The 12,424-nt window shown below is 59.6% G+C and carries 13 protein-coding genes; all 13 read left to right on the top strand.

Annotated elements, in window-relative coordinates; translation table 11 throughout:
- The first annotated feature begins 5 nt into the window (after positions 1-5).
- The 13 genes from G7068_RS12035 (at position 6) to G7068_RS11975 (ending at position 12,421) form a co-directional block, all read left to right on the top strand.
- Positions 6-407, top strand: a complete 402-nt coding sequence (locus G7068_RS12035; RefSeq protein ID WP_166292182.1) for a head-tail connector protein — start codon at positions 6-8, stop codon at positions 405-407.
- On the top strand, positions 400-744 hold the full coding sequence (locus tag G7068_RS12030; protein WP_166292181.1) for a hypothetical protein: 345 nt from the start codon (positions 400-402) through the stop codon (positions 742-744). The genes G7068_RS12035 and G7068_RS12030 overlap by 8 nt, the downstream gene beginning before the upstream one ends.
- A complete protein-coding gene (locus G7068_RS12025; protein ID WP_166292180.1) occupies positions 741-1,091 on the top strand; it encodes a hypothetical protein in 351 nt (116 codons plus the stop codon). Before G7068_RS12030 ends, G7068_RS12025 begins: the two co-directional genes overlap by 4 nt.
- Positions 1,088-1,549, top strand: coding sequence for a hypothetical protein (locus tag G7068_RS12020; RefSeq protein WP_166292179.1), 462 nt, complete (start codon positions 1,088-1,090; stop codon positions 1,547-1,549). The genes G7068_RS12025 and G7068_RS12020 overlap by 4 nt, the downstream gene beginning before the upstream one ends.
- Before the next feature lie 66 nt (positions 1,550-1,615).
- On the top strand, positions 1,616-2,131 hold the full coding sequence (locus G7068_RS12015) for a phage tail tube protein (RefSeq protein ID WP_166292178.1): 516 nt from the start codon (positions 1,616-1,618) through the stop codon (positions 2,129-2,131).
- A 91-nt stretch (positions 2,132-2,222) separates the two neighbouring features.
- A complete protein-coding gene (locus G7068_RS12010) occupies positions 2,223-2,729 on the top strand; it encodes a hypothetical protein (protein ID WP_166292177.1) in 507 nt (168 codons plus the stop codon).
- Positions 2,651-2,983, top strand: a complete 333-nt coding sequence (locus G7068_RS12005) for a hypothetical protein (RefSeq protein WP_166292176.1) — start codon at positions 2,651-2,653, stop codon at positions 2,981-2,983. The genes G7068_RS12010 and G7068_RS12005 overlap by 79 nt, the downstream gene beginning before the upstream one ends.
- The gene (locus G7068_RS12000) at positions 2,980-6,558 is read left to right on the top strand and encodes a tape measure protein (protein WP_166292175.1); all 3,579 of its coding nucleotides are present in this window, start codon (positions 2,980-2,982) and stop codon (positions 6,556-6,558) included. The genes G7068_RS12005 and G7068_RS12000 overlap by 4 nt, the downstream gene beginning before the upstream one ends.
- Positions 6,559-7,461: a hypothetical protein gene (locus tag G7068_RS11995; RefSeq protein WP_166292174.1), complete on the top strand. Its 903-nt coding sequence runs from the start codon at positions 6,559-6,561 to the stop codon at positions 7,459-7,461.
- Positions 7,462-8,523 carry a hypothetical protein gene (locus G7068_RS11990; RefSeq protein ID WP_166292173.1) on the top strand — a complete coding sequence of 354 codons (1,062 nt, stop codon included), beginning with the start codon at positions 7,462-7,464 and terminating at the stop codon, positions 8,521-8,523.
- 10 nt (positions 8,524-8,533) lie between these two features.
- A complete protein-coding gene (locus G7068_RS11985) occupies positions 8,534-9,997 on the top strand; it encodes a hypothetical protein (RefSeq protein WP_166292172.1) in 1,464 nt (487 codons plus the stop codon).
- Positions 9,994-12,117 (top strand): hypothetical protein, encoded by a 2,124-nt coding sequence (locus tag G7068_RS11980; protein WP_166292171.1) that lies wholly within the window; start codon positions 9,994-9,996, stop codon positions 12,115-12,117. The genes G7068_RS11985 and G7068_RS11980 overlap by 4 nt, the downstream gene beginning before the upstream one ends.
- Before the next feature lie 10 nt (positions 12,118-12,127).
- Complete coding sequence (locus G7068_RS11975) at positions 12,128-12,421, top strand: hypothetical protein (protein ID WP_166292170.1); 294 nt, start codon at positions 12,128-12,130, stop codon at positions 12,419-12,421.
- The last annotated feature ends 3 nt before the right edge of the window (positions 12,422-12,424 follow it).

The following is a 12,424-nucleotide window of genomic DNA, read 5'->3' as shown; positions in this document are numbered from 1 at the left end:
GACAGATGAGCCGCACCTACGCCGATGACAAAGACTTCGCCACATGGCTTCAGGTCGACAAAGCGCCTGAGGGTGCGGCTCGTCTTCTCCGCGACGCCTCGCTTGAGGTCGACGAGATGCTCCTCACCGCGATCTACCGAGTCGACCATGATGGCGCACCAACCGAACCTCGCGTGATCGAAGCACTGCGTGACGCTACCTGCGCGCAGGCTGAGTTCCGCGATGAGCACGGTGATGAGGTTGAAGCAATGGGGTCAGGCGAGTCAGTGCGTCTTGGCCCGCTCGGGTTCGGTGGAGCGTTCTCGTCAGGTCCGAAGCCTACACAGCCGATCCCGCAGTATTCACCGAAGGCGTACCGTATTTTGCGGCTCGCGGGTCTGATTCCGGGCACGGTGCAAGATGGTTAGGCGCATCCCCGGAAAGCTGCTGCCTCACCGCAACCTTGTGCAAGTGATCCCCTATCTCGGTGGCGGTGCCAACGGGCGCAGTTATGGGGAGCCGGTCGCTGTGAAGCGGGCGCAGATCAACGACGAGATGAAGATCAAGCCGGATCAATACGACGCTGAAACCACAGCACCCTCGACGGTGTTCTTTGAACGGTCAGAAGTGCCTACAATCCCGGCTCCTGAATCCCGCGTGATCTTGTGGGCGGGCACGGTCGACGAGCGCGAAACTCACGTCGAGTCCGTGAAACGGCATGAGCATCCGCGCATCGGCGATCTGTTGGAGGTGAAGCTTTCATGAGTAGTGTCACGACTGAATGGAACGGCGACGCCGCGATTGCGGCGCTGGAAGCCGAAGCACCCGAAGCGGTGAATCATGCCGCCGAGCTGCTGCGTGGCGACTCCGTACCTCTGGCCCCTATCGACCGCGGCCAACTGCGCGCCTCGGCACAGGTCACACCTGCAACCGCGGGAAGCTTAACTGCGTATGTGTCCTATGACACTTCCTATGCGGCTCGACAGCACGAGGAACTGGACTGGCAGCACGACGAGGGCCAATCCAAGTACCTCGAAGGCCCGCTCACGGAGAACGAAGCGAAGTACCAGCAGGCCATCGCGGATCGGCTCGGGAAGGCGCTCGGAACATGACCTGCTACGCACCCAAGCACTACACGGCGAAACTCATGGCGGGGATCGCTGAACGCATCCACGAGGCGGGCCTTGCCGTCTACGATCCGACAGGCGAGCCCTACCCCGAGGGTGTGCGAGGTATCTACCTGGACCATTCACCGACCGGGGCCGGAGCGACCCGGCAAGCAACGTGTGTGATCACGCCGTACATGCCGCAGGCAGGCATCCTGAACATCGAGCGTACCCGCGTCCAGATCCGCGCACGACACCCGGGCCTCGGCGCGCTGCAGGTGCGTGACTGGCTCGACGACATACGCGCATGCTTCCCCGACCTGACACCGATCACGCTCGGCGGTCTCGACTTCGACCGAGTACGCCAGATCGGGTCAACCACTTGGGGTGAACCCTCCGCGACCGAGTCGCTTGAGACAACCCAGAATTTTGAGTTTCGCGGCAACCGATACGCCGACGACTAACCACCGAATCCACCTGAACCCCTGGCAACTGCTGGGGGTTTTTCTGTACCCAGAAGGAGTTACATCATGGTTTATACACCTCCCGCCCCGACAAAGGGCGTCAACGGGCAGTCCTACGAGTTCAAGCTCGATGTCGCCGCAATCCCAGAGGGGAGCGCCGAATATGTTTGGCTCCCTGGCCCTGACATTACGGGGTTGCAGCCGAACGCTTCCCCCAAGACCGCGGACGGCACCACGTACGCGAATCGCGGACAGGACGACACCCCGACCGTGGGTGAGACGTTCACAATCGCTTTTGACGCGAAGGCCGTCAAGAACACGGAGGGGAAGCTCGCCCCGTACATGTCACTGCTGATCGCGGCAGCACAGGCGAACCTCAAGGGCGGTGACCCCACCAAGAAGGTCATCGCGGCTCGCGTCTACCACGAATGGGTGGAAGAACTTTCGTGGCAACTTACTGCAGAGGTCAGCTTCCAGCGGAAGAACACGGGCAACGCCGACATCGAGTTCTTCAGCTTCACGCTCACCTCGAAGGGTGACCGCGAGGTCGTTCCGAACCCGGCACTCACAACTACTCCGTAACCCGGATCTCAAGACCCCTCGGGGCGTGCATTGGTCGTGCCGCGCCCCGAGGCACCCCTTAGCGCGACCCACACACTTTAGGAGCACGACCATGACTACCACTGCACGCGAACTCAATGGCAACCTCATTATCGATTTCGGTGACGGAACCGACTACATGGTTTATCCGGTACCCGGCAAGATCGGCATCGAGATCCAGGCCATCCTCGTGGGAATCACGATGGGCACCACCGGCCACGAGCACGGTGCTGACCGGCTCGCCTCCGATACGGAGAAGATCGCGAAGCTTGCACTCGGTGTCCCGGTGAAGGGGCGCACCAACAAGCGTTGGGCGGAGTTCGACAAGCTGCGGTCTGCGCGCGCCACGGTGGTGTCTCAGGCAGCGATCTTGTGGAACACGGGCGGTGGCGGCATCGATGCCGTCATGGACCTGCTTGAAGAGGGTGGTGGCTACCCAAAAGCCCTCGGACGCGTGATGCAATCCTCCGGGCTGGGCGATCAGTGGAAAATTCTGAGGACATGGCTCGATGGGGTGGGGCTCACCTCGGCGACGGCTTCTACGCCGAACCTGACTGGTGGCCTGAATACCTCCGTCTAGAGCGTGAGGAAGCCGACGGCGATACCGCGGGCATTGACTCGCGAGAGCTGTGGCGGCACGTGATCGAGCATTGGCGCGGCTACGTGCTCCCTGATTTGGCCCGTTTCTATCCGGGCCTCCCCGTCGACGAGCAAGAACTCTTGGCGACCCCGTGGCGTTCTTTGCGCGAGTACGTGCTCGCACTCTTCGGTATCCGCGACAGCGTGACCGGCTCGACCTTTGCACGCCTTCATCAGAAAGACGGTGACACATGAGTTTCGAAGTCGGACGGCTAAGTGCTGCCCTCACGCTCGACGGGATGCCCGAGTTCCATCGTGGGCTCGATGATGCTGGGCGTAAGCTCAACGAGGCCGGGCAGAAGGGCAAGAGCTTCGGCGAAGCCGGTGCGGCAGCGGTACGTAAGGCTGCTGGCGCGACGACCGGGCTCGTTTCCGCTGCGGGCGCGTATCTCGCGATCCTCACCAAGACCGGCATCAGTTACAACAGCCTGCAACAAAACAGCCGTGCGGCGCTCAAGGTGCTGCTCGGTGGTACTGAGCAGGCCAACGAGCAGATGTCGAAGCTCGACGACTTTGCGAGGAACTCTCCCTTCTCGAAGTCCGTGTTTATCTCGGCGCAGCAGCAGCTCCTTGGCTTCGGTATGGAGGCCGCGAAGGTTATCCCGACACTGGATGCTGTGCAGCAGTCGGTGGCTGCGATGGGTGGCTCGAACGAGCAAATCAGCGAAGTCGTCAACATTCTCGCGAACGTCCAGTCGACGGGCAAACTGACTGCCGAAACCCTGAACCAACTCGGCTATCGCGGTATCGACGCCGCGCAGCTTATCGGCAAGGCGTGGGGCGTCACCGGCAACGACATTCGTGACTCGATCACCGACTCCACCCTCGACGGGCGCGCGGCGCTCGAAGCGCTTGTCGGCCAGATGGGGGCCACCTACGGTGGTGCCGCGGATGGCATCAAGGAACAGTGGTCTGGTGCGGTCGACCGTATCAAGGCCGCAAACCGTGACCTCGGCGCACATATCGCGGAGCCGTTCGTGTCTGCTCAGGGTGGCGGCATGGCCGTCACGTGGGGCAACCAAGTCGCCGACGTACTCAGGGCTATCGAGAAGCAGGCCATCCCGGTCATGTCGATCCTCACCCAGAGGGGGATGCCGTTCTTTGCGTCCCTCATTGAGGGGCTCGACAAAGCACGCATGTCGATTCAGCGTTGGGACGCATCGACGCTTGATCAGTCACTTGACAAGCTCGGCCATCACGCACCCGGAATAGCAGCCCTCGCGGGCGCAACGCTCGCGCTCGGTGCACAGGTTGGACCGCTCGGGAAGGTACTCACCACTCTCGGGATCTCGGCCAACCCTGTCGTGGCCGCGTTCGTGGGTATGGCAGCAGCATCCCCCGAGGTACGTGAATCGCTGAAGGGTGTGCTCGAAGCGGGCAAGCCTCTCGTACCTGTAGTGGCTGAGCTCGCAACAACCCTCTCGGGGACACTCAATGCGGCACTCCCTGTGGTGGCGTCCGGTGTCGACGTTTTTGCGTCTGCGCTCAAGGTCGTTGTCGGGATCGTCGAGAAGATCCCCGCACCAGTCCTGGTTGGAGCAGCGGCGTTTCTTGCGATGCACCGCGCGGCAGGACCACTTGGCGGTGTGCTTCAGAACGTCGGCGATGGCATCCAAAGCCTTGCGGCTCGTGGTGCAGGGCAAGCGGTCGGCGAGATTGCTGGCGGGGTAGGCGCACTTGGGTCCGTGGCGAACGTCGCAAAGGGCGGCGTGCTCACGCTCGGCACTGCGCTCAAAACTGCGTTCTTAAGCAACCCCATCGGCATTGCGATCACTGCGGTCTCAATGGCGCTCGGTGCGTGGGCGATGGCCAACGCAGCCGCCCAGCAGAAAGTTGAAGAGCACAACAGTAGGGTACTCGCGCTAAAAGACACTCTGAATGAGACCACAGGCGCAATGACGAAAGCGACTGAAGCCACTGTTCTATCGCAGCTCGGAGAGACACGCGCCAAGACACTCGCGGATGAAATGGGCATCTCCTATCGAGATATGCAGCATGCAATTCTAGGAAATGAAGACGCGCTTAAGCGAGTGAACGCTGCAATGGACAAGCACATCGCTACCACTACGACCGGCGATGAAAACCTCAATACTTGGTCCGCTGATGCCACCAACGCAAAGAACCGTGTCAAGGAATTCTCGGAGATTCTTGATGACCACAAGTCAGCTCTTGAAGATGCACAGCAAGCAACGCGCGAGAAGATTCAATCTGATCGAGAGGCGGCGGCAGCTCTCACGGACGCTGGGCGAAGCAATCAACGGTTCAATGAGGCGCTTGAGGCCGCACGAGACATTACCCAAGACGCCGAGACACGAGTTCGGGCTCTTACTCAAGCTCTAGATGAGCTGAATGGCGGCACCAAATCTGCTCGGCAATCACAGACCGACCTAAATGAGTCCAGTCTTCAAATTGCTGACGCCATGAAGCAGGTTGACGAGAACGGCAACCAGCTTTGGAAGTCATTTGTGGAGGGCTCAGGTCAAATCAACACCTCGACGCAGGCGGGCATTTCGTTCGAAAGGATGCTCGATGCGGCGAACGAAAAGATGAAGTCTGCGACCCAAGCAGCAGTCGAAGACAGGATGGCGCACGATGACCGCGCAGGTGCCATAGAGGCAGCGATCAGGGTGGGCAACGAAAACATCAAGCAGATGGAAGCGTCTCTTGTCGCGGGTGGGATGCAAGAAGAACAGGCGCGGAAGGTGGCGGCTGCATACTTTGATATCCCCTCACTTATCGCGACTGTGCTCACCGACAATGACACGATCAGCGAGACAGACCAAAAGGTCTTGCAATTTCTTTCGAAACTGTCTGAAGTGCCAAGCGGCAAGACGCTCACGATTGAGACGGAGGGCAACGAACAAGCCATTGCCAGCATGAAGGCACTCGGATTTGCTGTGAAAGAGACCGCTGACAAAAAGCATGTCGAAATTACCTCTTCTGGGGAAGAGGGTGTGGTCGACGCTCTGGGCGTTATCAATGGCACATATGTTCCCAAAAAAGTCCTTGAGATCGACGCGAATGCCGCGAACGCCTTCAGTGAAATCGATGGCGTAAACGTCAAAGTAGTGGATGGAAAAACCGCCTATGTGTACGGCAATACCGAGTCGGCCATGTCCGAAATTCAGAAAGTGATTGACCAAGGTATCCCGGGCAAGACTTCAGTTGTCGATGCTAACGATGCGGCTTTCTGGGTCAAGTGGAACACGATCCAGGCACAAGACGCGATCCAGAAGACCGTGCAGATCATCACTGAAACCTTCAGTGTTGACAAGGGGAAGCACTTCGCTGGCGCTGTGCTGACGAGTGGGTTTTCATCTGGGGGAACTGTTGAGCAATTCGCAAAAGGCGGTTTCCCCTCAGGCATGTATGCCGGACGTGTCGGTGGAATATGGAAGCCCGGCGTGGATGGCAAGCTGCACAATTTCGCGGAGAAAGAGTTGGGTGTCCCGTGGGAGGCCTACATCTCGGGCAACCCTGCCTTCCGTGAACGAAACATTGGCCTAGCGCTTGAGTCGCTTAAGCGTCTGGCGTTCCCGGTTGTTCCAGCTAGTCAGGTGTATGGGACGCGGGCGTTTGCGCGGGGTGACATGCTCGCAAACCGCACGAACTCGGCATCATCTGCAGCGGCTCCGGTGACGGTGTCGCGTGTTGAGCGTGGCCGTGACGCACCCCTTATTGGGTCGGTCTCTATCGGTGAGGGTGTGACCCGTGACCAGTTTGAAGAGTTCAAGACGAGGCTCGATTTTTACGAGAGAGGTGGCCGCTAGATGTATGGCGATTGGCAACTGATCTACGAGGGAACCGACCTACGTTTCGGAACGCGAGAACACGACGTCGAGTTCGTGAAGCTCACCGTCTCCGGCGACGTGTACCGTACTGACGATAGCCAGTTGCCCCGGCAGGACGGGACGGCTTTCGGGCAGGATTTCATCGAGTCGGGGCAACTCGCCATCGCAGTCAAGATCGACTTCACGACCTATCCGGCTGGCCCGGATGAGTGCGCGCGCCTTGCATGGGCGGCACGACAGGCGTTTGAGCGGGGGTGGCGTGCTGACCCGGTGCGCCGCACTCCTGGCGCGGTGTGTGAGTTGGTGATGGGTGGCGAGCAAGCCATCGAGGGCAGACCGCGGGGTGTGTCTTGGAATGACGATCATCAAGGGGTCGGGCTCATTACGGGCTCGGCCCTTTTTGTACCCGCGGGCACTGGCGTGTTTGACATGTCGGATGGTGGTGGCTGGCATACCCAGACGGTCGGGCTCGTACCCCCGCAAACGGGCGGACTGAAAGCACCCCTCAAAGCACCTCTGTCGACGAGTATCGAGTCCTCGCGCGCGCGACCATTCACGGTTGCGGGCGATGTTCCGGCGTGGCCCATCGTCACGGTGAAAGGCCCGCTCGGGGCCGGGGCGCAGGTGGAACTCACATCGCGTTGGCGCATGCCACTCAACCGGTCGCTCGGCGCATTCGATGTTGTCGAGATCGACACCAGGCCGGGTCATCGAGGCATGACACTCAACGGGCGCGCCGCAAACGTCCTCACTTCTGGGGCGGTGCAGCTCGCTGACGCTGCGATGGCCCCTGGCCCGCAAGAACTCGCCCTACGTGGCACATCACTCGAAGGTACTGCTACCGCGTCTGTGCGGTGGCGCACAACGAAAGAGAGCATCTAAATGGCCAGCATTCAAGAAGCTGGCATCGACCGCTGGTTCATCGGCGGCGGTGCCGAGCACACCCCCGAATCCGCGCGGCGGCTCGTACACACCGCGACCCGCGGAAACGAGGGTGTTGGTGGTGTCTCTGATCTGAAGGTGATGCCGCTCGCGATCCCAGGACAGGGGGTGCGCGTCATCACGGGCTCAGCCTTGATTCGCAGCCGCTTCATTGGCGGGGAGACTCAGACCTATCAGGCGAACATCTTCCGTGAGGTCGAAGTGCCGATCGCGCAAAACACTACGAATCAGGACCGTTACGACCTCGTAATTCTCCGGGTTGAGGACCCACACGCCGCAGGCTCGGCCTACCCGAAACCAGCACTTGAACTGCTTGCGGATGAGCAGTACATCTATGTGCGGGTCATCTCCGGAGTGAGTGCGACTACAACCCGTATTCAGCAGGTCGTCGGGCATGAGAACGATACCGCGATCACGCTCGGACGCATCAAGATACCGGCTATGAAGGGCACTATCGACAACATCACCGGCACGATCACGGACCTGCGAAAGGTCGCGCAGCCGATGAGCGAGCGCGTCGTTCGGGCGATCAACCTCACCGAGGCAGGCACCGGATATAAGCAGATCACGAACACTGGCGCATATCCGACAGGCGGACAGACGTGGCCTGCGGAGGCCGAATCCGCGGGAATCCTCGACATCGATATTCCTGAGTGGGCCACCTACATGGCCTACACCATCACCTGGTCACAACTTTTCGTAGGCCCGAAAGACGGTGCAGGGAACGTGTTTGGTGGAATGTGGTTGCAGGTCGGCGCGACGATTGATCCTGATGTGTGGCGAGGACAACTCAGCAATTGGGACATCGCCGAAAAAGCAGGTGGACACACAATGACCATGCGTGTGGCAGATACTGCCTACATCAAGCCAGAGCTGCGTGGCAAAACCAAACGCTTTTTCCCACGAGTCAATCTTCAAGGTGGGTCCGCGGTGAACGCGCCGTCAGTGAACTGGGCGTCGTCGTTCGATCTTGATGTCACGTTCAAGCAGACCGCAGCATAAGGAGGACAGCATGACCGACCTCGTATATGTCGCGCAACGTTTCGGCACCTGGCAAACGCTGCACCGCTCACTCCCTCTCACCATCACCTCGGGATGCGAGTGGGGGCTGAACATGTACGGGGTTCTCGAAGCTACACTGCCTCATGGCCTCGCCTCTGGTATCGCGGAGGACGGACACCCTCTGATTGAAGAGGGCGGCACGATCATCAACGCAGAGACCGGGAATGGGGTCGACCGGCGCAGATGGCAAGGCATCGTCCACGAAGTAACTCCGGACGGGCCGAACCTCAAGTTCACGGTGCGCGAACTTGCAGGCTACCCAGACGGACTGACTTTCACCGGCAACATTCACGGCGTGAAAGTCGACCCCGCCGCAGTCGTACGTGACCTTTGGGCGTACACACAAGCCGCCCCATCGGGCGACTTTGGGGTGTCGGTTGTGGGATCGACTCCGCTCCGCGAAGGAACTGACTCAGACATCAAATCGACTGCCGCGAAGATCGCAGTCGATAAAGCGAAGGCAGCGCTTGAGCTTCGATCGAAGCCTCGCAAAGCGAAAGAGGCGCAGATTCGGAAAATACGTGAACAATATGCACCGCTGTTGCGTCCCCTCACCCGTGCTCGTGACGACGCAACTCAAGCGTATGACGCGCTTGTGCAGGCGAAAGCCCCGAAAGCTCAGCTCGACACGGCGAAAGCTCAGGTTACAACAAAGCAGGAAGCGCTCAAGAAGAAACGTGACGAGCGCGACAAGAAGATCGAGCCGTTGCAGACTCAGCTTGAAGACCTGCGCGATGAAGAGACACCGTGGCAGGAACCTTACGACGATGCAGAGGAAGCGTATCGGGCAGCACAAGAACTAGCTCGTAAGGATGGTGGTGGGCTCAAGATTGAGGCCGCTGATTTCCCGGACACGTGGGACGAAATCACGAAGCTTGCGAAACAGTATGGTTTCGACTTCACAACTCGTGCTGTGTGGAGTGAAGGCAAACCGGACTACCGCATCCAGATTGCCTACCCTTCTGCAGGTCGCACACGTGATGACCTGACTTTTCAGCAGGGCATCAACATCATTTCGGAGCTCAAGCCGCGCTCGATTCCGTACGCCTCGGAGATCCTGGGTCGCGGTGCTGGTGAAGGCGATGGCGCAATCCGGGCAAATAGTGCTCGGGTGGATCGTCGAGCACGCCGCAACATCGTTCTCTCACGACCCGAAATATCCACGGTCTCAGCCATGCGCGCCGAAGTCGCTACCGAGCTGAAGTACGCGGGAGGCTTCTTGGAGATCCCCTCGATTACCGTGCGCGACAACCCTGCGGCACCGTTGTGGTCTTGGAATCCGGGCGACACGATCCTTGTACAGGGCATCGTCCCTAACGTTGGCAGGATCGCCTGGTGGCACCGGATTCTGTCATGGAAACTACGCAGCCCAATTGAGGCTGAACTTCGACTTGAAAGGGTGAATGCCATATGAGTGATGCACTCGATAAGATCGCCCGCCAACAGGCCGCGCTCTCAAAGGATGTAAAAGGATTGATGCGCACACGTCAGGTAGTGAGGTCAACGATCTCCACGCCGGATGGCGAGGTGCAACTCTCTGACGCGCTCGCTGACGCTACGGACGCGGCTGCGGCTTTGCCGGGTCAGCGTGAAGACCTTGCCGCTCTTGATGCGGCACAGTCCAGCGATTTCGACCTGATTGGCGAGGCAATCACTGAGCAGGAAGCCCTTGCAGATGGTTTGCATGAAACCCAAATGAGTGTCATCGGCACGAATCTTGTGGTGCAGGAAGCCCAAGAGCAGGCCGAGGAAGCAATCCGGGCTGCATCTGAGGTTTCCGAGTTTGCGGAGGGCGTGAAAGCGGTCGCGGATGCTGCCGCGAATGATGCTGAGGCGGCGAAGAACACTGCGAATTCTGCTCAGCGTGAGGCGCAGGACGCGGCGCAAGCGGCGATTGATCGTGCCGCTGACGCTGAACTGGCGGCCAAGGAGTTTGCTAAGGCTCAAGCTGAGCAGGCTCAGATTGATGCGAACGACGAAACTGCGCGGGCGGTCGCTGCAGCAAAGGTTGCGGCGGCAAAGGATGCTCAGGACAAGGCCGACGAAGCTGAACGGGCGGCGAAAGAAAAAGCTGCAGAGGCGAAGCTCGCTGCCGATAACGCCGCTCAAGCCGCCGCTACCGCTGACTCGAAAGCAGTGCAGGCGCGTGAGGATGCGTTGAGGGCGGCACGCTACCGGGTCGGGCCTGATGGCGTGTATTCCCCGGCGATGCCTGAAGGTGGGTTTCGGATCGGCGCTCAGTTGGTGCGTGTGAACGCTGACGGTCATCCATACCGGATTGACCGGTGGGCGGGCGCTGAGTGGGTGCGTGATCAGGTGCTCATGGATCAGTTGTTGATCCCGAGCGAGGATGGCACTATCGCGATTGGGAATGCCCAGATCTATGCGCCGACGATCATTGGTGGCGAGTTTTTCGGCAACCGGTTTGAAGGGTCTACCTTTACACTTCCGTCTGTCGAAGCGTCCGAAACGGTGCTTACGGATCAGTGTGAGTCGGTTGGTCAATGGGTGGGGCCATGGGACCCAATTCCGAAGCCGACGCTCTCAACTGCGCAGAAGCGCAGTGGCAACTATTCCCTACTGCTTTCCAAGAATCCCTCGACCACTGAACGAGGCGCAAAGCGGCCCATCCCAACGACGTCGTTTCCTCGGGGAGGCTATTTTTCCGTATGGGTTTGGAGGTCGGTGGCCGGTTCAATGCTGGTCACCGACGAGGCGCAAGTCTATGGCGGGTATGACATGCCTGCGAAAACATGGGTAGAGATTCGGTGTGCGATTCCCTCTGGCGTGTCAGTAAGCCAGATCAGGGTATCGGATGCTGGCGCTGGTGCCGCGTTGATCTACATTGACGATTTGACCGTGGTTAGATACACCTCGCTCTCTGGGAAGGCTGCGATTGATCGCGCGCCGTCTGGTGCTGCACGCGTCTACAGCGAAGCGGCTGATGGGTCGATGATCAAGTTTCAAGACTCTCAGCTTGAGGCAGACTATGGCGGGCTCTCGGGTTTTGTGCGTCCTCACCTTTTCGGTGCGAGCGCAATTTCAGTCGAGATGGGCGTGTCCAGCACCCAAGCAGACACTCGATCAGAGCTCCGGCTCGATGCTGGCGGATCACTTCTAAGTATCGTTGCCGTGCGCGATGACACGCTGATTGGCCGATTCAGGTTTGATGGCGATGGCGTTATTACGGTCCAGGACACGATCCGGTCGCGTATTGACACTGACTGGCAAAATGTCGCGATCCCTGGCGGTACGGGTACGTGCCGTTGGATGCGCAAGCTAGGAATCATTTATCTCGAATTTGATGTGAAGTACACGGCGAGTGTCGCGGCGAATGGTGTGCTTGCGCCTGCGTTCACGTTGCCTGCTGCCGCGTATCCGCCGCTCAACAAACCGATCTCGGTTGTTGGTGGTGGCAGTGTGCCCGGTCTGGGTTGGGTGGATTCTGCTACTGGGCGGTGCACGATCCGTAATTTGCATACCGCGGCCTCTACCTCGTTCTTGGGGCATGGGTCGTGGCCTGCCTCATCGTAAGGAGTAAGTGATGTCGTATTTGACTCAGGCGAAGCTTGCCGGGGATCAGTTGATTATCCAGCGGGTGACGGCGTGTGCCGCTTCCGAGGGGGTTCCTGATGCGCCGTTTTGGGCATCGCAGCAAGGGTGGAGGTTGTCGGCTCAGCCAGGGTGGGATGCCGCGTATGAGTCTGCGCTTGCCCGCAAGGTGTCGGAGCCGGGTGGTGATAGCTCGGTGATTAGTGACGGCATGATTCTTGCCGCGGTGCAGGCGATCCGTGAGGCTGAGTCACCGCCGGATCCGCCACGAACTGAAACCGATTAGACC

It is taken from the genome of Leucobacter viscericola (genome assembly GCF_011299575.1).
In the GTDB taxonomy this organism is placed as follows: domain Bacteria; phylum Actinomycetota; class Actinomycetes; order Actinomycetales; family Microbacteriaceae; genus Leucobacter; species Leucobacter viscericola.
Note: the sequence above shows the minus strand (reverse complement) of the source record. Positions and strands in the feature narration are given on the sequence as shown.